21 protein-coding genes are annotated in these 18,330 nt (G+C 68.1%); 4 read left to right on the top strand and 17 right to left on the bottom strand.

Features of this window, described 5'->3' with window-relative positions; genetic code table 11:
- Positions 1 to 8: 8 nt before the first annotated feature.
- The 3 genes from BR31_RS0101600 to BR31_RS31350 all read right to left on the bottom strand — a co-directional run bounded on the left by BR31_RS0101600 (position 9) and on the right by BR31_RS31350 (position 980).
- Positions 9 to 437: a hypothetical protein gene (locus BR31_RS0101600; protein ID WP_051636867.1), complete on the bottom strand. Its 429-nt coding sequence runs from the start codon at positions 435 to 437 to the stop codon at positions 9 to 11.
- 26 nt (positions 438 to 463) lie between these two features.
- Entirely contained in the window at positions 464 to 604 is a 141-nt protein-coding gene (locus BR31_RS31780; RefSeq protein WP_027499409.1) for a hypothetical protein, read from the bottom strand.
- A 214-nt stretch (positions 605 to 818) separates the two neighbouring features.
- Positions 819 to 980 carry a hypothetical protein gene (locus BR31_RS31350; RefSeq protein ID WP_156042330.1) on the bottom strand — a complete coding sequence of 54 codons (162 nt, stop codon included), beginning with the start codon at positions 978 to 980 and terminating at the stop codon, positions 819 to 821.
- Between the two features lie 190 nt (positions 981 to 1,170).
- Here BR31_RS31350 and BR31_RS0101590 point away from each other — a divergent pair, with 190 nt between their 5' ends.
- A complete protein-coding gene (locus BR31_RS0101590) occupies positions 1,171 to 1,815 on the top strand; it encodes an FHA domain-containing protein (RefSeq protein ID WP_051636866.1) in 645 nt (214 codons plus the stop codon).
- Here the strand turns inward: BR31_RS0101590 and BR31_RS0101585 are convergent, their stop codons facing one another.
- The 3 genes from BR31_RS0101585 to BR31_RS0101575 all read right to left on the bottom strand — a co-directional run bounded on the left by BR31_RS0101585 (position 1,816) and on the right by BR31_RS0101575 (position 5,982).
- Positions 1,816 to 2,784, bottom strand: a complete 969-nt coding sequence (locus BR31_RS0101585) for an alpha/beta fold hydrolase (protein WP_027499407.1) — start codon at positions 2,782 to 2,784, stop codon at positions 1,816 to 1,818.
- 233 nt (positions 2,785 to 3,017) lie between these two features.
- Complete coding sequence (locus tag BR31_RS30415; protein WP_051636865.1) at positions 3,018 to 5,111, bottom strand: HNH endonuclease; 2,094 nt, start codon at positions 5,109 to 5,111, stop codon at positions 3,018 to 3,020.
- A gap of 271 nt (positions 5,112 to 5,382) precedes the next feature.
- Positions 5,383 to 5,982 (bottom strand): TetR family transcriptional regulator, encoded by a 600-nt coding sequence (locus tag BR31_RS0101575; RefSeq protein ID WP_231496334.1) that lies wholly within the window; start codon positions 5,980 to 5,982, stop codon positions 5,383 to 5,385.
- Between the two features lie 76 nt (positions 5,983 to 6,058).
- On the opposite strand from BR31_RS0101575, the gene BR31_RS0101570 reads away from it, so the two are divergent.
- From BR31_RS0101570 to BR31_RS0101560, 3 genes are all read left to right on the top strand, one after another.
- Positions 6,059 to 6,994 carry an aldo/keto reductase gene (locus BR31_RS0101570; RefSeq protein ID WP_027499405.1) on the top strand — a complete coding sequence of 312 codons (936 nt, stop codon included), beginning with the start codon at positions 6,059 to 6,061 and terminating at the stop codon, positions 6,992 to 6,994.
- An 88-nt stretch (positions 6,995 to 7,082) separates the two neighbouring features.
- Positions 7,083 to 7,655, top strand: a complete 573-nt coding sequence (locus BR31_RS0101565; RefSeq protein ID WP_027499404.1) for a carboxymuconolactone decarboxylase family protein — start codon at positions 7,083 to 7,085, stop codon at positions 7,653 to 7,655.
- Entirely contained in the window at positions 7,652 to 8,515 is an 864-nt protein-coding gene (locus BR31_RS0101560) for an RNA polymerase sigma-70 factor (protein ID WP_027499403.1), read from the top strand. The genes BR31_RS0101565 and BR31_RS0101560 overlap by 4 nt, the downstream gene beginning before the upstream one ends.
- Positions 8,516 to 8,526: 11 nt before the next feature.
- On the opposite strand, the gene BR31_RS32085 is transcribed toward BR31_RS0101560, so the two are convergent.
- From BR31_RS32085 to BR31_RS0101505, 11 genes are all read right to left on the bottom strand, one after another.
- Complete coding sequence (locus tag BR31_RS32085; RefSeq protein WP_027499402.1) at positions 8,527 to 8,862, bottom strand: alkylmercury lyase family protein; 336 nt, start codon at positions 8,860 to 8,862, stop codon at positions 8,527 to 8,529.
- A 34-nt stretch (positions 8,863 to 8,896) separates the two neighbouring features.
- Complete coding sequence (locus BR31_RS32080) at positions 8,897 to 9,358, bottom strand: alkylmercury lyase (RefSeq protein WP_231496333.1); 462 nt, start codon at positions 9,356 to 9,358, stop codon at positions 8,897 to 8,899.
- Between the two features lie 145 nt (positions 9,359 to 9,503).
- Positions 9,504 to 10,361: a hypothetical protein gene (locus BR31_RS0101545; protein WP_027499401.1), complete on the bottom strand. Its 858-nt coding sequence runs from the start codon at positions 10,359 to 10,361 to the stop codon at positions 9,504 to 9,506.
- A gap of 47 nt (positions 10,362 to 10,408) precedes the next feature.
- On the bottom strand, positions 10,409 to 10,897 hold the full coding sequence (locus BR31_RS0101540) for a hypothetical protein (protein ID WP_231496332.1): 489 nt from the start codon (positions 10,895 to 10,897) through the stop codon (positions 10,409 to 10,411).
- Positions 10,894 to 11,472, bottom strand: coding sequence for a hypothetical protein (locus tag BR31_RS0101535; protein ID WP_156042329.1), 579 nt, complete (start codon positions 11,470 to 11,472; stop codon positions 10,894 to 10,896). Before BR31_RS0101535 ends, BR31_RS0101540 begins: the two co-directional genes overlap by 4 nt.
- Positions 11,439 to 12,749, bottom strand: coding sequence for an MCE family protein (locus BR31_RS0101530; protein WP_027499398.1), 1,311 nt, complete (start codon positions 12,747 to 12,749; stop codon positions 11,439 to 11,441). The genes BR31_RS0101535 and BR31_RS0101530 overlap by 34 nt, the downstream gene beginning before the upstream one ends.
- Positions 12,746 to 13,852, bottom strand: coding sequence for an MCE family protein (locus tag BR31_RS0101525; RefSeq protein ID WP_027499397.1), 1,107 nt, complete (start codon positions 13,850 to 13,852; stop codon positions 12,746 to 12,748). The genes BR31_RS0101530 and BR31_RS0101525 overlap by 4 nt, the downstream gene beginning before the upstream one ends.
- Positions 13,849 to 15,108 (bottom strand): MCE family protein, encoded by a 1,260-nt coding sequence (locus BR31_RS0101520; protein ID WP_037175191.1) that lies wholly within the window; start codon positions 15,106 to 15,108, stop codon positions 13,849 to 13,851. The genes BR31_RS0101525 and BR31_RS0101520 overlap by 4 nt, the downstream gene beginning before the upstream one ends.
- Positions 15,108 to 16,130, bottom strand: a complete 1,023-nt coding sequence (locus tag BR31_RS0101515) for an MCE family protein (protein WP_037175348.1) — start codon at positions 16,128 to 16,130, stop codon at positions 15,108 to 15,110. The genes BR31_RS0101520 and BR31_RS0101515 overlap by 1 nt, the downstream gene beginning before the upstream one ends.
- On the bottom strand, positions 16,127 to 17,164 hold the full coding sequence (locus BR31_RS0101510) for an MCE family protein (RefSeq protein WP_081830263.1): 1,038 nt from the start codon (positions 17,162 to 17,164) through the stop codon (positions 16,127 to 16,129). The genes BR31_RS0101515 and BR31_RS0101510 overlap by 4 nt, the downstream gene beginning before the upstream one ends.
- A complete protein-coding gene (locus tag BR31_RS0101505; RefSeq protein WP_027499393.1) occupies positions 17,161 to 18,330 on the bottom strand; it encodes an MCE family protein in 1,170 nt (389 codons plus the stop codon). The genes BR31_RS0101510 and BR31_RS0101505 overlap by 4 nt, the downstream gene beginning before the upstream one ends.

Here is an 18,330-nt window from a genome sequence, read left to right as displayed (position 1 = left end):
GGCCCCTTTCAGAGTTCCTCACGGGCCGAGCGCAGCTGAGCCACCTCGGCCTCGAGTTCGACGACGCGCCGGTAGAGGGCCTGGATGGCGGCCATGCACACCCCGTTCGCGTCGGCGACGGCGATCCGCCGGTCCGTGGCGCCCAGCCCGAATGCTGCGGCGAAGTCCTGTGCCATCGGACCCATGTGGCGGACCGACGGGTGATCGAACCCGTAGGTCCACACGCTGAGAGGCATCTCGGCGAGGCGTTGCAGCACCTCGTCGGCGCCGGTGGGCACCGGCCGCTCGGTGTCGACCCCGCGCCGGCGGCTCAGGGCCGAGTTCAGCCAGGCCAGCGGGTGACGGGTTCGGGCAGACAGGCGCGCACGCGCTCGCCCCTGGCCGGTGTCCACCCACTGGCCAGGGGCGTCCTGCGCGCGCTCGGTGCTCGCTTTCATGGCTTCGGTCACCGAATCGCCTCGGTTCAGTCCGTGAGTTCGGTGACGTCGTGCTTGACCGTCGCGTCACTGAGCAAGAGCCCGAGCCCGAGCCCGATCGCTCCGAGCCCGAGTCCGAGCCCGATACTGAGCGCAGCGCCGCCGAGTCCGATAACAAGTCCGAGCATGATTCCTCCTGATTGTCGTCTGGTGTCGGAAGTCCGCCGATGTGCCGAACTCCCTGTCTGTGAACACCTACAACCCTGATTCATCGACGCTGGTGCCGAAACCAACCCAAGGGGTGGGGACTCCCACCCTTCCCGAAACCCGTGCGGTGGAACCGAACGACTGAAACGGCTGTGCCACAAGAGAGTTGATGCCTCTATCTTGGTCAGGGCGTCATCAGGTCATCACCAGAAATCCTGAGTGTGAGCGTGCCGCGGCGAACACCCGCGAGCCGGAGAAACCACCCGTTGCCTGCGTCTGATGCGCGCGTGCTGCCCGCCGCTCGAATAGGCGGGCGCCGCGCCGGCGGGTCTGCCGGCCCTGCACGTACGCGTTCATCACAACCACCTCTGACGCAGGTCTATCAGGATACGCCGAAGCTCCGACCAGTGGTCAGCGGCGAGTTCCCGATTCGATCCTCACGAAAAAGTATTCGACTCGGCCGCGGTGGACGTCAAGGCGATCAAGATTGTTTCTTGATACACCTATCGAGAATTCGATCTTGCTGCGCGCACCTCCGAAGGGCACCATGGAAACGTGCCCTGGGGTTGTCGTGGACCGAGCAACTGAGTCTCGCCTGATCTACTCGGACAGGGAAGGTCACCAGCACAAGCTGGACCTCTCCCCCGATAACCCACGCCTGACCGTCGGGCGCTCACCCGACTCCGGGCTGCCGTTGACCTCCGACGAGGAGGTGTCGCGGCTGCACGCGGTCGTCGAGCGGGTTGGCAGCCACTGGACCGTCGTCGACGACGGGATGTCCCGCAACGGCACCTTCGTCAACGGTGAGCGGATCACCGGACGTCGACGACTACGCCAGGGCGACAGCATCAGAATCGGCGGAACTCTGCTGACCTACAACGAGTTCGGCGGAGCGAGCGATGACGCGACCATGGTCGCCGCGAACATGCCGAACGTGCGGTCATTGACGGAGACCCAACGCGCGGTGCTGACCGGGCTGTGCAGGCCGTACAAGCACGGTGCGACGTTCGCCAACCCGGCGTCGAACCAGCAGATCGCCGCGGAGCTGTTCCTCAGTGTCGATGCGATCAAGACACACCTGCGTGCATTGTTCGCCAAGTTCGATGTCGAGGACCTCCCTCAGAACCAGAAGCGGGTACGGCTGGCCGAGCTGGCCATGCAGAGCGGCATCATCAACGAACGCGACCTGTGATCAGCCGGCGTTGGCGAGGATCCCCTTGTCCGCGGAGCCAGCCGACCCGCCGTGACCTGCGCGGGCGACGAGCGCCGCCACCGCGTGCGCGACCTCGGCCGCCCGCTCCAGGATCACCGAGTGGCCGGCCCCGCTGATGCGAACGAGCTCGGAGGCAGGCAGCCGGGACGCGATGGCTGCGGAGTGCTCGAACGGGGTCATCACGTCGGCGTCGCCGCACAGGACCAACGAGGGGATCCCGACCAGAGAGGACAGCGACTCCGACTCGTCGAATCCGATCAGTGATTCCAGGAAGCTGGACATCGTCACCACCGAGGTGTCGTTGACCATCGCGGCCGCGAGCGCGACGACCCGCGAATCCACCCGGCGGCTGCCGCACCCGATCACCCGGACGAGGCCTGCGCAGAGCATTCGGCTGAGCTGCTTGGAGCCCTGCATCACCCGCGGGGCCCGGCGGACCGCCTTTCGGAAGGCGGACACCATCGGGGAGTGCAGGAGCCGGCCGAGACCGGCCTCGGTGAGCCCATTGGCAGCCGACGCGATGAACGCCATCCCGACGATCCTCGAGCCGATCGAGTCCGGGTACTGCCGCGCGTAGGCCAGGGCCGTCATCCCGCCCATCGAGTGACCGATCAGCACCACCGGACCCTCCGGTACCACCGTGCGGATGACGGCATCCAGGTCGTGTCCGAGCTGGTCGATCGTGTAGGTGTCGACGGGGCCGTGACCGGAGTCGCCGTGCCCTCGGTGGTCGTAGAAGACCATGCGGACGTCGGCACCCCAGGAGTAGGACAGGTATTCGCGGATGAAGGACCACGATTCCGTGCGCAGGCAGTGACCGTGCACGAAGACGGCGGTGATCGGGGCGTCTACCCGGCCGAACTCCTGGACGGCCAGGGGGACACCGTCGTCAGCGAGCACCGTGATGCGACGACCTGCATGATCTCGTGCGCTCGGCGTGCTCAACATTGCGTCCTCCGTACCTGGATTCGACCTGGTCCGCTCTCTTCTGCGGGTACATACCAATCTGCTATTTGCGGTGATATCGAGCCAGCTACCCAAGTACTCGCTATATCGACCTGAGGGTGCAGTTTCTTACACCTGGGGTGGCACCGCCGGGATTTTTCCTCACTGGAACCAGTCAAGGATGGCCCGCGCGGGGGGCGCTGAACCATCCCACAGGGGCGGAACAACCTCACCCCTCAGAACGGTGGGGGTTGGTGGCGGAATCGTTCCTTCAGGATCGCCTGGTGTTCGGCGTGGTGGGTGCGCAGCTGTGCGCACAGGGCGAGGTGGCCGGGGTCGGTGATGGTGGCGAGGTCGGCGAGCGTCGGGGGTAGGTCGTCGGGTTGCATGTGGGTTTCCCACCAGGTCGGTTCGTAGATTCCGAGGTCGGGTGGTTCGGTCGGTGGCGGTGCCGGGCTCCGTGGTTGCGGGGTTGGTCGGGCCGCGGGTTTCTCGGCGCGGGCGCTCGGGCGCCGTTCGGCCGGGAGCGGCAGGGTGACGCCGATGGTGCCGTGTGCGCCGATCCAGACGATGACGTCGCCGTCGAGGCGGACGACGCGGAAGAGTCGGTCGGTCTTGGCCTGGTGGTGGCGGGTGCACGCGGGTTCGCCGTTGCTTTCCACGCTCCAGCCTCCTGTGTGGGGGTTGTCGGGGTCGAATTCGACGATGTGGTCGAACTGGCAGTCGCGGGCTTTGACGGTGCAGCCGGGGAAGGCGCAGGTGTCGTACTTGTCGAAGACGGCGGCGCGGACGGCGTTGCTGGGTCGGTAGGTCAGGGCTCCGCGGGGCGGATGGTCATACCCGCCGTGCCCGTCCGGGTACTGACCGTCGAGTAGGGCGGGGTTGGCGGCGATCGCGTCGAGGATGTCGACGATCCGGGGTTCACGGGCACCGACATCCGACGGGCGTGAAGCCGATTCCGACGAGTTCCGCCATGGGAGCAGTTGTCCTGCCTGCCTCCGCCGCAGTCGATAACGGGCGGGCACTCCAGCCGTCGGGGCCGGGACAGAGCTATCCCCTAAACCATTGTCGCTCTTCGGTTCTCCTGACTGATCGCAGTTCGCATGATCCGGCGGGTCCGCAAATGCGGGGTGACCACGCCCGTACTGGGCACCCTGCAGGTTGCGTGGCGGCTCGGAGCCCTCCCCCACGACCCCTCCGCCCTCGCAGCCGCGGCCCGTCTCGATGAGCCCCTCGGGGTCGACGCCGTTGCCGGGGCCAGTGCCGAAGTACCTATCGGACCCGTTGTCACCGCCGTCGCCAGCGATCTCGGAGTCGCCATCAGCAGCGGCATCGCCGTCAGAATCGCCGTCGCCGCCGATATCGGTATTGGTATTGGTATTGGTATTGCCTTCATCGTGAGCAGCGGTGCTTCGTTCCGCGTCGATACGCCGGGCATCGGCGATCACCGCCTGCCACGTCGCATCCGTGGCGAGTAACCGCGCGAGCTCCGGATCGATGGGCCCGTGGCCCTCGAGATGGCTGGGGTTGTCGGCCAGTCGCAACAGCGTGTCGAGGTCGATATGGATGTGCACCTCGGGCTTCGGCCGCTCCGGTCGGGGCAGATGCGCGGTGGGGCAAGCCTCACGTCCGCACTGGCAGTGCAGATGGCTTTCGCCGTGCACCAACGCCATGAACGCATCGGTCCGCAGATTGTCGACGGTGCGCGGGTCCTCCCGGCAGACAGTGCCCGCCATCTCCTGGATCAGGGAATCGAGGGTGCGGCCCTCCTCCGCCGTGAGGGCGGCGTACACCTGGGCCATGCCGTGGAGGTCCGCGGTCACTGACACCCGCCGACTATGGCGTTCGCGTCGCTTGCGGAGTTCTTCCGCCTCCGCCGGGCTGATGCGGATCAACTCACGCATCACCTCCGCCACCAACTTCCGCGGCGTCAAATACAAAGCAGCATCCGCGAGATGCGGCTCCATCAGGGCCAGGGTCGCATCGGAGATCTCCGCGACAGCGTCAACGATCGCGAACACCCGCGGAAAATCCACCCGACCCGACACGAACACCGCACGGATCAGCGGCATCCGCAGATCCAACGCATTGCCCACCGCCACATACCGTTCCGCCGTAACCGCGCTCACCCCCAACGCCAGCGCGGTCTCCATCTCCGCCGACCGCCCCGCCCTGTAGGCGAACTCCTCCCCGAACAAATCCACCTCAGACGCGAACTGCCGCCGCGCAAACGCCGCCGACGTCAACACCTTGCGCGCCGCCGCGATGTTCTCCGCCCGCCCGTACTCCCGCAACGCAGCCAACGCCGCCGTACCGTCCTCGAATTCCACGACGGGATCGTCGTCGCAGGCACTCTCACATGCGGCGCCACTCCGAAACCCCCCGGTATCGAACATGTGTACGAGTCTACCCGCGGCCACCGACAAGAAACGGGACCCGCGGCCCTGCGCTGCCCCAAACAACAAGTCGCCGAATGGCTATCGCGCACAATCGGGGACGACCTCATCGAGCAACCACCTGCAATTGTGCCCGCACCCGCCTGATCGTCGGCGGCCCCCTCGACAGCCCAGCTTCACGGGACGTAGACCGCTGCAGTCGGACCTATGCCGGATTCCCGGGCGCGAGCGTGGCGAAAGACTGACGGAGGAGTTCCACCGCGTCCGTGGTCTCGTCAGGCTCGGCCCAGGTGGTCAAGGCAACGTCGAAGCAGACCAGCGACGCCTGCACCAGGGTCTGCGCTCGCAGCACCGCGAGATCTCCGGCGAGTCGCTTCTGTACGAGCGGGGTGAGCAGACTCGCCCACAGCAGATGCTTTTCGAGGTTGCGAGCGCGTAGGGACGCTGCGCTCGTCAGGACACGCATGGTCCTTTTGCTTCGTCGTTCGTCCCTATTCGGTTGAGCCAGTAGGGCCTCGAATGACGCACGCAGAGAGTCCCAGACCGGTTCATCGGCCGGCCGCGCGACGAAGGCGTCGCGGACGAACTCACCCCATGGAACGAGATCGCCGATGACGGCGTCTTCCTTGGCCGGGAAATAACGGTGGAAGCTACGGGCCGAAATGCCCACCTCGGCGGCGATCTGCTCGACGGTGACCGCGTCGAAACCCTGCTGGGCGAACAGGTCGATCGCGACCTCGGCGATCCGTGTACGCACGGCCTCGCGCGTGATGTCGCGCAGGCCCGGATTCGATGAGCTTCCCACGATGGAAGCGTACAGTGCCGAAAGTGTCATAGACTGACACAATTGACGCATTCTGACACATTACGAAGGACTCATCATGGACACTCGCGCTCTCGGCGGGCAGGGCCTGGCCGCTGCCGCTCTCGGCTACGGGGCAATGGGTACCGCCACCGGTTATGGCCCCACCGACGACGCCGAGTCGATCGCCGCGATCCGAAAGGCCCATGAGCTCGGCGTGACGATGTTCGACACCGCCGAGATGTACGGCTGGGGCGAAGGCGAGAAGTTGCTCGGTCAGGCGCTGGCTCCGATCCGCGACGACGTCGTCATCGCCACGAAATTCGGCCTCACTCGCTCCTTCGGATCCGACTCGCGCCCCGAGCACATCCGCGAGGTGGTCGAGGCCAGCCTGCGCAATCTCCGCGTCGACACGATCGACGTGCTCTACCAGCATCGTCCCGACCCGAACGTCCCGATCGAAGACGTGGTCGGCACCATGAAGGAGTTCGTCGCGGCAGGGAAGGTCAAATATCTGGGGCTGTCGGAGGCGGACGGGGCCACCATCCGCGCCGCGCACGCGGTACACCCGATCTCGGTGCTGCAGAGCGAGTACTCGATCTTCACGCGTGACGTCGAAACCCTGTTCCCCGTCCTCGAGGAGCTCGGTATCGGATTCGTCGCCTACTCACCGCTGGCTCGGGGCTTTCTCAGCGGCGCGGTAGCCTCCTGCGAGCGCTACGACGCCAACGACTTTCGCCGACACATCCCCTGGTGGGCGCCGGAGAACTTTCACGCCAACATCGCGATCGTCGACGAGTTGACCGCACTCGCCGGAAGCAAGGACGCCACGCTCGCGCAGCTGTCGCTGGCGTGGCTGCTGACCCGTAAGGACTACATCGTCCCGATCCCGGGATCCCGCAACCCGGAGCGCGTCGACCAGAACGTCACCGCGGCCGAACTGGACCTGACTCCCGACGATCTCGCCACCATCGAGCAGATCGCCCCCGCAGGAGGCGTCGGCGGCCGAATGTAGGAACCACACTGGGCGGCTCAGCCCGGATGTCACATTCGATTCCTGGCCGGTGTCTTCATGCCGAGAGCAAATACCAGGAGGAGGAATGATGGCTACCAGGATCCCGAAGGCCGAGCTCACCGGCATCTACGGCGCGATCGTCAAGCGGATGTCCCGCAAGATGCTCGGCGACGTGGCCGAGCCGGTCGAGGTGGCGTGGCACAACCGGAAGGTGCTGAACTTCAGCTTCACCGTCGGCCGCAAGGTGCAGAAGTGGGACCAGTGCGACGAGAACCTGAAGTCGTTCGCCCACATGGCGGTGGCCAGCCTTGTCGGCTGCAGCTTCTGCCTGGACTTCGGCTATTTCCAGGCCCGCAACGAGGGTCTCGATCTGGCCAAGGCCCGCGAGGTGCCGCGCTGGCGCGAGTCCGATGTGTTCACGCCGCTCGAGCGCGACGTCATGGAGTACGCCGAGGCGATGACCCAGACCCCGCCGACGGTGACCGACGAAATGTCCGCGCGACTGATCGAGCAGCTCGGTGCGCCCGCGCTGGTGGAACTGACCGCGTTCATCGCAGTGGCAAACCTCATGACCCGCACCAACACCGCGTTCGGCATCGAATCTCAGGGCTTCGCGGCGGCCTGTGGCCTGAAGCCGCTCGCCGTACGCTCGACGACATGACCGACGACCCGTTCGTCACCCACCGCAGCCTGCTCTTCACGGTCGCCTACGAGATGCTCGGCTCCGCCGCCGATGCCGAGGACGTGGTCCAGGAGACCTGGCTGCGGTGGGCCGAGGTCGACAAGGCCGAGGTGCACGACCCACGTGCCTATCTGGTCCGGATTGTCACCCGGCAGGCACTGAACCGGCTCCGGTCGGTGTCGCGTCGCCGTGAGGAGTACATCGGGGAATGGCTGCCCGAGCCGCTGCTCACCAGTCCCGATGTGGCCGAGGACGTCGAGCTCGCCGAGAACGTCTCGATCGCGATGCTCACCGTGCTGGAGACCCTCGGTCCGGTCGAGCGGGCGGTGTTCGTGCTGCACGAGGTGTTCGAGACGCCGTACCAGGAGATCGCCGAGGTGGTGAACAAGACGCCTGCCGCGGTCCGGCAGATCGCGCACCGTGCCCGCGAGCACGTCGCAGCGCGGCGGCCACGGATGCAGGTGGACCGAGCTCAACAGCAGGCGGCCGTCGAGAAACTCATGGCCGCCCTCTCCACCGGCGATGTGCAGGGACTGATGGAGGTGATCGCCCCGGACGTGGTGGTGATCGCCGACGGCGGCGGTTTGGCCGCGGCCGCTCGGAAGCCGATCATCGGAGCCAAAAAGGTGGTGGCGTTCCTGGCCCGCGCGGCAAAGTTCCCGGACTTCATGACCACGCCGACGTCCTTCAACGGCATGCCGGGCATTCGGATCGACGTCGGTGGCGAGGCCACCGCGGTGAGCGTGGTGGTCGAGGACGGCCTGATCACCCGCGTGTACGCGATCCGCAACCCGCACAAGCTGGAACGGCTGGACGAGGAGGCAGAGCTGCGACGCTGACCTCCCCCCGGTCAGGAGTCGAGGAGGGGGCCGAAGATCATGGCTCCGCACCGGGCCGCCTCGGCAAGATCGACCACGATCCCGTCGACGTGCGGGTGCGCCGTGGCCCATGCCTCCGCGGCGCGGCGATCGGTGAAGAAGTTGAGGTGGTTGCAGCAGGTATCTGCCGACGGTCCCTGCGCCGACTGCGCCCCGATGAACACGACGGTGGTGACGGGATCCGCGGCGGCATCCTCGCCGCGGACTGTCACGGTGATGTGCTCGCCCGTGGACGCATCGGCGGAGTCGATCACGACCTCGACACCACCGAGCATCGCGGACATGCCGAGCGCGTCGACGGCGCACATCGCGTGAACCCGTGCACCATCGGCGATCTGAACGCTACGGGCGGTCGGTGTGGTGGATGGCCACTTGGGCGGGGCCGGCGGGCTGGGCGGCGCAACGCCACGCACCCAGCGCCGCGACTGGGGAATCGACTCCCGTCGCGGGGGCACAGCAGTCCGCGGGGCCCGCGGGCACCTCGATCTCGTTCTCTCCCGGGGCCAGGTGAATCGCGGCGCGAAGCGCAGCGACTGACGGCGCACCATCGATGCCGCCGCCATCCGCCCGGTAGAGACGGCACGACACACTCGGCACCAATCCGGGCTCGGCGAACGGGTCCAGGCCGTCGAGGAGCAGGGTCGGCGACCCCGTCATGCCTGCCTCAGCGGCCCCAACCTGGTCATCGAGCACACGGTGGGTGATCGTGACATCGACCCGTTCGCCTGCCACGGCCTCCGCGATCCGACGCTCGAGCAACTCCACGTTGGGGCAATCGGGGACCTGCAGGATCTCGAGCTTCATCGAGACTCTCCTTTGTCGTGCAATGTCTGGATCAGGGGGGCAGCACCGGTCGGTACGCGGCAGCTCGCAGGTGGTCAACCCTGTACCCGACTATCGAGTCAAGGGTCGCCTTGCCCTCGGTTTTCGCGAACACGGAGGATCCCTTTCACCCGAGCTCGCGGAGTCGCCGCTCGGCTTCCTCGACCCGCCGACGGGCACCGAGGAGGTCGCTCTCGCTCTGCTTCGCGGCCTCTGCCGCCGCCGACTCCGCGCTCCGCGCGAACTGCCGTTCCTGTTCGGCGCGTTCGAGTTCGCCGCGGAGCGCTGCGATCCGGGCCTCGATCGCGGCCGTCCCCTCCGATGCCTGTTCGAGGTCCGCCCGCACACGCTCGGCGGTCCCGGTCGCCTGCTCCAGTTCCGCGGTCGCCTCGGCGAGCTCGGTTCGGGCGCCGGCCAGCACGTCGGCCGCCACCTCGGCCGACGCGGCTGTCTCCGCCGGCGGCTCCGCTGCCGCCGTCGCCGCAGGCTGGTCGGCGACGACGCTCAGCCCGGCCGGCCCGAATCCGCTGTAGCTGGCCGCGGCAACCACGCGGCCCGCGCGGACCCGGTCCGCGACCTCGGGATCCGCGAGCGCCGCATGCAGGGTCTGCCCGACCTCACGTAGCGAGCCCTCGCCGACCTTCCGCCCGCGCTGCGCCGCAAGGCGTCCGGCCCGCCGGGCGAGGGCGTGGACGACCTGCTGACGCTGCGAGGACAGCTGCCGCAGGTCCTCGCCGGACAACTGACGCTGGGCGTCGCGCAGCTCCTCACCCAATCGGAGCAGCGCCGCTACCTCGTCCGGCGACTGGCGGGCGAGGAGATTCACCAACCATCCGACCGTCGTCGGCCTCCTCAGCGCCGTGATCGCGGTCGCGAGTGCCCGGTCCCCGCCCTCGCGGGCCTCGGCGGCGCGCGCCGTCCGGTGCGCGACGAACTCGGCGGGGTCGAGGGCGTAGAGCTCGTCGGCGACGTCGTCAAGATCCACCTCCCGATCCTGTCACCGTTGCCGCCGCTCCGCGGTCGACCCACCGATCAGATGGGGGTCATCTCGGCGATCAGCCACTCGTCGCCGACGCGCTCCATCGTCACGATCACCCGACTCGACGTCGAGGTCGGCGCGGGTGAGCGCGTGCTGGTGGTGATCTGGTCGACGAAGGCGAGCAGTCGCGCCTGATCCGCGGTCCCGCTGACGTAGCCGGTCTCCGCGACCCGCGCCCGTGTACTGATGCCCTCGCTCTTCGATTTCGGGGCGACGGTGTTCGCCGCGAAGTCGCGGAACCCCTCCGCGAATGTCCCGGTGGCGCCGCGCACCGCGTCGTCGAGGTCGGCATCCACCGTTCCGGCGTCATAGCTCAGCAGCGCCTCGATCCGCTCCGGTGCCGCGGCCAGCGCCTCCCCGCGGGCCGACTCCCGGTTCGCCGTGGTCCGGTTGGCCCACACCAGCGCCGACGTCACGAGCAGCGTCACGAGAAGCACCAGGACCGCCGCGGTGGCCGCGACCCGACGCGTCCGCCCGCTCACGGCACTAACTCCACGCCCGACATCAGCAGTCTGCCCTCGACCTCGTCGATCGTCACCCGCAGCCGGTAGCTGCGCGGCGTCGCGGTCGGGCTGCCGGAGTTGCCGACCTGTGCCGATGCCGCCACGATCACCACGCCCGATTCCCCCGACTCGCTCGCCAGCGCGGCCGAGTCGATCCGCCCGTCCGAGTTCACCGCCGAGTCCCTGATCGACGCCGCGAGGCCGGCGGAGCCGTCGCCGAGCTCCTGCGCGAACGCACCGGTGCTCCGCTCACGCAGCTGCGCCATGTCGTCATCCGCGGTGCCGGTGTGCAGGTCGATCAGAGCCAGCACCCCGTCGCAGGCGGCCTCCACCAGTGCCTGTCGGTGCGACTCGCGCGAGCGATCGCCGAGGTAGGTGATGGTCGCCACGACGGCGCAGGCCACCACGGCAATCGCCGCCGCGCCGGCCAACGCGGACAACAGGATTCGGTTTCGTCCCCACGACGATCGGGTGCCGTCGTCCGCCACGGACGAGTCCGGGACCGCCGTGTCGACCTCGGTCATGGCCGCGGCCCCGTCAGCAGCTGCTGCCATCCCTGTACCCCATCCGCCGGCGCCGAGGCGGGGGCGAGATCGCTGTGGCGGGTGCCCGCTGGGCCCGTGTACTCGTCCGGCGCGTTGGTCCCGCTCGGGACGAACGGCTCGGGGCTGCGGCAGATCTGGGGATTCGGCGCCCGCTTGCCCGGCACCTCGGTGCACGGGATGTTCCTGGATCCGCGCACCGCGAAGATCGAGTCCTGCGGCACCTTGCAGTACAGGTCCGGGGGTGTCTCGGGAACGCTCGTCTGGTTGGGATCGCGACGCTCCGAGGCGGGCAGGTACCCGGTCGAGCAGGCCGCCGGATCCTGTGCCTCCAGGTGGAAGTTGACGTTGGCGGCGCCGTCGGCCTGGCCGCGCTGCACCACCGTCTCCTGGGCCGCCACGAGCGGGGGCAGGATCACCAGGACCTGCTCGAGGGACGCGTTGTACGTGACCGCGACCTGCTCGGTGCTGGTCAGATTCGCCAGCAGCAGCGGCAGGGTCGGACGCAGGTCCTGGAACAGCGCGTCGGCCTCGTCGGCGAACCCGGGGCCCTTGTCGAGGACGCCACGCACCGACCCGTCGGCGGTGGCCAGCTGGCCGCTCAGGTGCGCCACATTCGTGGCCCACTGCCGGATCTGATCGCCGGTCACCACCTGGGTCTCGAGCAGCGGGGCGAGCTGCTGCACCAGCGTGGTCGCGGGAGTGGTCGCCTGCGACGCCTGATCGACGAACGAGGTGGTCGAGTCCAACAGCCGCGCGAGATCCGGTGCCCGGCCTGCGAAGGCGGCCGCGGATTCGTCGATCACCGAGCGCAATTTGTCCCGCGGAACCGATTCCAGCATCGCCTTCGCCTGGTCGAGGACCGGGCCGATCTCCTGTGGCACGGTCACCTGTGTGGCGGCGATGACGTCGCCGTCGGCGAGGAAGGGCCCCTCGGTCCCGGTCGGCTGCAGGTCCAGGTACTGCTCGCCGATCGCCGACACGCTGCGCACCGCGACCTCGAGGTCGCTGCTCGGCACCGGCACCGCGCTCTCCAACGTCAGCTCGGCGCGCACGCTGTCCGGGTCGAGTCGCACCTCCCGCACCCGGCCGACGGTGTCACCCCGGTAGGTCACGTTCGCGTTGCGATACAGGCCACCGGCATTCGGCAGTTCCACTGTCACCGTGTACCGGCCGATGCCGAGCGCCGTCGGAACCCTCAGGTAGGAGACCGCGGCCGCGGTCATGCCGATCACCGCGATGACCGCGAAGATCGTCAACTGCGTGCGGACCATTCGGGTCAGGATCATCGACCGCTCCCCTGCTGGCCTGCCGCGGCCGTGAGCGGCGCGGTCATCGGGTTGGTCGGCATGCCGCCGGACACGGACGGCGGCGGACCGAACGGCGTGCCGAAGCCGAGCCCGGTCCGCAATCGATCCGAGGTCAGGTCCATCAGCGCCCACAGGTTCGTGTAGTCGCCGCGCATGCCCTGGTCGATCGCCGTCTGCGGGAACGGGAAGGTGCTGAGGTTGCCCAGGTTGTTGATCAGGTCCGGCCCCGCCTCGACGACCTTGGCCAGGGTCGGCTCCAGCGCCGCGAGGTCGGCCTTGAGATCCTCGCGACTCCGGTTCACCAGGTCCGTCCCCACGTTGCCGAATCTCCCGACCGCGTCGAGGGCGGCCGTCAGGTCGGCGCGCTGCGCCGCCAGCACCGCCATCGCCGGGTCGAGGGTCTCGAGGGCCTGACCGAGAACGTCTCGCTGTGAGCTGATCTCGCCCGCGAACTGGTCCAGGTTCGCCATGGTGGTCACCATCGCCTCCCGCTGCCGGTCCAGGATCTCGGTGAGCGAGTCCAGCTGCGGCAACAGGTCCCGCACCGCGTCCTGCCTGCCGTCGAGCGCCTTGTTCAGTTCGGTGGTGATCGTCTGCACCTGGGCGAGCCCACCTCCGTTGAGGACGACGGACAGTGCGGTGAGCGCCTCCTCGGTGGTCGGGTACACACCCGCCGAGGCCAGCGGGATCACGGACCCCTCTTCGAGCCTGCCCTCCGCTGGGACATCGGTCGGCGCCGCCAGCGCGATGTGCTTGGAGCCGAGCAGGCTGGTCTGGCCGATCTTCGCGGTCGCGTTCGCCGGTAGCTGCACCGAATCCTCCAGCGACACGGTCACTCTCGCATGCCAGTTCTCCGTCTCGATGGAGCTGATACTGCCGACCGTGACGTCGTCGACGAGCACGGGCGAGTTCGGGCTGATCGTGGTGACATCGGGCATCTCGATCATCACGGTGTAGCTCCCCTCGTCCCGACCGGCCGCACCTGGCAGGGCCAGTGAGTTCAACCCGCTCCACTGACAGCCTGAGAGCAGGGTCGCGGCCGCCACCATCGCGCCTCCGATTCCCCACGCACGCATCGTCATCGGATCGACCTCCCCGGTGTCATCAGATCGGCCAGATTCGGCGGCACCGGAACCGTCGGCATGGTCAGCGCCGGCATCGACGTCGCGGCCGCCGCCGGCTTCAACTGCGGCTCGCTGTACACCAACTGGTCCGGGGTGGCACCGAGCGCACGCGTCGGGTTGATGCTCAGGTCCGGATAGTTCGCCCGGACGGTGTTCAACAGCGGACCGAGGTACTGCGCGCACAGTTCCGCACCCTTCGCGGAGGTCTCGTTCGCCAGCCCGGCGATGCCACCGCAGATCAGGTCGATCGGGTTGCCGATGTTCTGGAACGCGGGCACCCCGACCATCGCGCCCTGCGCAGGCCGATAGACGTTGTAGTAGTTCGACAATGCGGTCGGCCCCAGGTGTAGCACCTTTTCGAGTCCGTCCCGTTTGTCGACCAGCACCTGCGACACGTCCGCGAGGGTGCGAACCTGTTCGGTGAGCCCGGCCCGGTTCTGCGCGACGAAACGCTGCACATCGGCGATCGCGGTGTCCAACTGTGCCAGCGCGGGCGCCAACTGCGTTCGACTCTCGGCCAGTACCCCCGTCACCGTGGCGAGGCGGCCCTGGAACTCCACGATCTGCTCGTTGCTGGCGGCCAAGGCGGTGGTGAAAGCCTGCAGACCGCGGATCGTGCCGAACAGGTCACCGCCGCTCCCGGAGAGGGTGCTCATCGCCCGCGACAGCTCCACCACGGACTCCCCCAACGCGGCGCCGTTGCCCTGCAACGCCGTTCCCGCGCCCTCGAGCAGGTTCGCCGCGGGACCGCGATCATCCCCGTTCGGCCCCAACGCCTCCGCCGCCCGGCCCAGTTCCTGCTTGACCCGATCCCATTCGACGGGCACGGCGGTGCGATCGAGTCCGATCTCGGCACCGTCGGTCAGCGCCGGTGTCGAGTCCTCCGTCACCGCCGGGGTCAGCTGGACGAACCGCGCGGAGACGAGGGATTGCGCCACGATCACCGCCTTCGCGTCCGCCGCCACGGGCACCGAGCGATCCAGTTCGAGGCGCACACGCATCCGGTCGCCCTCCGGGTCGATGCCGGTCACCTTGCCGACGTCGACCCCGACCACGCGCACGTCGTCGCCGACGTACAGGCCGGTGACGGAGGTGAAGTAGGCAGTCACCCGGTAGTACCGGAAGTGTTCCACCGCAAGGTAACCGGACACCGCGACCGCGGCCGCCAGCACGAGCCCCACCCCTCCGACGGCCATCCTGCGCCAGGTGATCATCAGCGGACCTCCGGAATCGGCAGCGGAGCGGGCGGCAGCCCGAACATCGCATTGATCAGCGGCTGGGTGTACTGGGCGGGCATCAGGTTCTGGATGTACGCGTAGTAGAACGGCCCGCTGGCCACGGTGTCGCCGAGGGTGCCGACATAGATCCCCAACCCGTCTATGCCCTGCGCCAGGTTGTCCCGGTTCTTCTGCAGGATCCCCACCACGGTGTTGAGCTCGTCGAGGACGGGGCTCAGCTGTGCCTCGTTGTCGTGCACCAGCCCACTCAGCTGGGTCGAGACCGCGGAGACGTTCGTGATCACCTCGGACAGGGCGCCCTGGCGCCGGACGAGCTCACCGAGCAGCGCATTGCCGTCCACGAGCAGTGAATTGACCTGCGGGCCACGCTCGGCGAGCAGGCCTGCCACGTTGTTCGCATCGGCGAGCAGCGCTCGCAGGGTCTCGTCACGGCTGCTGAGGCTGGTGGAGATCCGGCTGACGCCGTCGAGGGCCGGCCGCAGATTCGGGGCGCTGTCCGCCATGACCTTCCCCACCTCGTCCAGCGAGGCCGACAACTGGTCCAGGTCGATGTCCTCCACGGTGGTCGTCAGGTCGCCGAGGACATCCGGCAACGAGTACGCCGATCGGGTGCGGTCGAGCGGGATCTGTCCGCCGACCGGCATCCGGCCGTCATCCGTCAGGTCGAGGGTGACCGCCCGCTTGCCGAGCAGTGACATGGTGGTGATGGCGGCGGCTGTGCTCTCCCCCATCCCGATCGATCCGTCGAGGGTGAAGCTCACCATGGCGCGCCCGCCCTCGACACCGATCTCCTCGACGGTGCCGATCTTCACCCCCGCGGCGTTGACCTCGTCTCCGACGGCCAGCCCACTGGCGTCGTCGAACACCGCGCTGTACCCCACCCCGGACTTCAGGAACTGAAGGTCCTGATACTGCAGCGCGGTCAGTACCACCGCCGCGGTGACAGCGAGGCCGATCACCCCGGCCCGCACCGCGTGGCTCTCCACCATGTTCCTCATCGCGGCGCGCACCTTCCGGTCTTCTGGTCGACCAGGTCGACCGTGATCGGCCTGCCGTCGGCACCGTCGACCTTCATCGCGATCCCGCACAGGTAGAAGTTGAAGAACGAGCCGTACGCGCCGACCCGGATGAGCTGCCGGTAGTTCGCAGGCATCGATTCCACGATCCGGTTGAGCTCGCCCTGCTGCTCGATCAGCGGATCCAGGCTCGTGTTCAGCTCGGTCAGGGTGCCCGCGATGTTCGGCCGAGTGTCGGTGAGCAAGTCGGCGAAGGTGCCGGTGGCGGTGTTCACGCTCGTGACCGCATCGCCGATCAGCTGACGGTCCGTGTCCAGACCGCTGACCAGCTGCTGCAGGTGGTCCAGGGTTCCGCTGAACTGCCCACCGCGAGTGCGCAGTTCGTTCAGCACCCCGTCGAGGTTGTCGATCACCCGACCGATCAGCTCGTCGCGGTCAGCAAGGGTGTTGGTGAACGTGCCCGTGTGCGCGAGCACCGACGTGACGGTCCCGGACTGCCCCTGGAACACCTCCAGCAGCGACATCGACAGCGCATTCACCTGCTCCGGGTCCAGGGCCTGGAAGAGCGGTTTGAAACCGCCGAGCAGGGCGTCGAGATCCAATGCGGGCGCGGTGCGTTCGACCGGGATGGTCGCACCCTCGACCAGCGGCTCTGCGGTGCCCGGGCTGTCGAGCAGCTCGAGGTACCGGTTGCCGACCAGGTCCTGGTATCGCACCGCGGCCCTGGTCGCGACGGTGACCGTGTTCCCGGCGTCGACCGTGAACTCCACCTGTGCCCGGCGGTTCTCGCCGAGCTCGACCGAGCTGACCGCGCCAACCGGCACCCCCGCGATCCGCACCTTGTCGCCGGACTTGAGCCCGGACACGCTGGTGAACTCGGCGGCGTACGCGCTCGCGCCGCCGCCGCGCAGCTGCCCGAACACGAGGATCAGTCCCGCGTTCACCAGCAGCATCACCAGCACGAAGATCCCGAACTTGACGGTGTACCCACGCACCCTGTGTCCCAGCACCTTCATCGGACCTCCGCCCCGAACAGGTAGCTCATCAGGTTCGCGGTCGTTCCGCTCGGCCTGCCCCCATTCGGCTGACGCTGCGGATCGAAGGGATTCACCCCGATATCGGTGACCAGGAACGGGGCGTTGACGTTCGGGTCACGCAGTGGCAATCCCATGCAGTGCGGACCGCCGGTGGCAGCGACCTTGGGCAGGTCATCGGGATAGTGGTAGGGCTCGGTCCCCGCGATCAGGCCGATCGACATCTTGATCCCCGGCTGGCCGTTGTACGCGCCGTCACCGATCTTCTTGCTCTCCTGCAATCCGGTGAACATGCAGGGGATCACCGGCGAGTACTCCTCGAGGAGCACCGCGGTCGGGCGCAGCAGCGAGACCACATCGACGGCTGCGTCCCGGTTCTGCGCCAACACCTCGCCGCCGGTGTTCGCGAGGCCGGTCACCTCGAGCAGCAACAGGTCCAGGTCCGCCTGCCGGTCCACCACGGTGTTCCCGGTGGTGGTCAGCGCACCGAGCGAACGCATCAGATCCGGGGCAATCGTGGCGTAGGTGTCGGTGACCGGAGGCAGCTCGGTCAGCACCTGATCCAGCGCGCCGCGGGCCGTCGCGAACTCCACCAGCGACGAATCCGCCTGCCCGAGAGCGACACCGAGCCGGTCGCCACGACCCTGCAGCGCGCTCGAGAGGGCGGCCAGCGTGGCGTCCAACTTCTCGGGCTGCACCGTGCGCAAGACGTCGGTCAGGTTCTCGAAGACCGTGTTCATCTCCACCGTCACGTGCGAGGCATCGTTGGTCGAACCCGCGGCGAGCCGTTCCGAGCTGGGATGCTCGGGGGCGGACATGCTCACGTACTTGGCCCCGAACGCGGTGTTGGAGGTGACCTGCACGTCGACGTTCGCCGGGATCGCGTCGAGTGCATCCGGATCGATCAGCAGCGACAGCAGCGCGGTGGACTCGCCGGACTGCGTGATCGACTCGACGGCGCCGATGGTGACCCCCGCCATCTTCACCCTGGCGCCCGGATCCATCACCAGGCCCGCGCGCTGGGCGACCACGGTCACCGGAACCCGGTCGGAGAAGGACTGACCGAACATCGCCACGGCCAGTGCCACGACTCCCCCGATCGCGGCGACCAGCGCGAGTGCGGCGAGCTTGTACCCGTTCGTGCGCAT

This window comes from Rhodococcus sp. UNC363MFTsu5.1 (assembly GCF_000686785.1).
Lineage (GTDB): Bacteria > Actinomycetota > Actinomycetes > Mycobacteriales > Mycobacteriaceae > Rhodococcus_G > Rhodococcus_G maanshanensis.
This window is presented reverse-complemented; position numbering and strand designations above follow the sequence as displayed.

Excerpts from the sequence above, each read along its gene's own strand:
- BR31_RS0101600 (WP_051636867.1), bottom strand. The coding sequence starts at position 437 with ATGAAAGCGAGCACCGAGCGCGCGCAGGACGCCCCTGGCCAGTGGGTG.
- BR31_RS31780 (WP_027499409.1), bottom strand. The coding sequence starts at position 604 with ATGCTCGGACTTGTTATCGGACTCGGCGGCGCTGCGCTCAGTATCGGG.
- BR31_RS31350 (WP_156042330.1), bottom strand. The coding sequence starts at position 980 with ATGAACGCGTACGTGCAGGGCCGGCAGACCCGCCGGCGCGGCGCCCGC.
- BR31_RS0101590 (WP_051636866.1), top strand. The coding sequence starts at position 1,171 with ATGGAAACGTGCCCTGGGGTTGTCGTGGACCGAGCAACTGAGTCTCGC.
- BR31_RS0101585 (WP_027499407.1), bottom strand. The coding sequence starts at position 2,784 with ATGTTGAGCACGCCGAGCGCACGAGATCATGCAGGTCGTCGCATCACG.
- BR31_RS0101570 (WP_027499405.1), top strand. The coding sequence starts at position 6,059 with ATGGACACTCGCGCTCTCGGCGGGCAGGGCCTGGCCGCTGCCGCTCTC.
- BR31_RS0101565 (WP_027499404.1), top strand. The coding sequence starts at position 7,083 with ATGGCTACCAGGATCCCGAAGGCCGAGCTCACCGGCATCTACGGCGCG.
- BR31_RS0101560 (WP_027499403.1), top strand. The coding sequence starts at position 7,652 with ATGACCGACGACCCGTTCGTCACCCACCGCAGCCTGCTCTTCACGGTC.
- BR31_RS32085 (WP_027499402.1), bottom strand. The coding sequence starts at position 8,862 with ATGTGCGCCGTCGACGCGCTCGGCATGTCCGCGATGCTCGGTGGTGTC.
- BR31_RS32080 (WP_231496333.1), bottom strand. The coding sequence starts at position 9,358 with ATGAAGCTCGAGATCCTGCAGGTCCCCGATTGCCCCAACGTGGAGTTG.
- BR31_RS0101535 (WP_156042329.1), bottom strand. The coding sequence starts at position 11,472 with ATGGCAGCAGCTGCTGACGGGGCCGCGGCCATGACCGAGGTCGACACG.
- BR31_RS0101530 (WP_027499398.1), bottom strand. The coding sequence starts at position 12,749 with ATGATCCTGACCCGAATGGTCCGCACGCAGTTGACGATCTTCGCGGTC.
- BR31_RS0101525 (WP_027499397.1), bottom strand. The coding sequence starts at position 13,852 with ATGACGATGCGTGCGTGGGGAATCGGAGGCGCGATGGTGGCGGCCGCG.
- BR31_RS0101520 (WP_037175191.1), bottom strand. The coding sequence starts at position 15,108 with ATGATCACCTGGCGCAGGATGGCCGTCGGAGGGGTGGGGCTCGTGCTG.
- BR31_RS0101515 (WP_037175348.1), bottom strand. The coding sequence starts at position 16,130 with ATGAGGAACATGGTGGAGAGCCACGCGGTGCGGGCCGGGGTGATCGGC.
- BR31_RS0101510 (WP_081830263.1), bottom strand. The coding sequence starts at position 17,164 with ATGAAGGTGCTGGGACACAGGGTGCGTGGGTACACCGTCAAGTTCGGG.
- BR31_RS0101505 (WP_027499393.1), bottom strand. The coding sequence starts at position 18,330 with ATGCGCACGAACGGGTACAAGCTCGCCGCACTCGCGCTGGTCGCCGCG.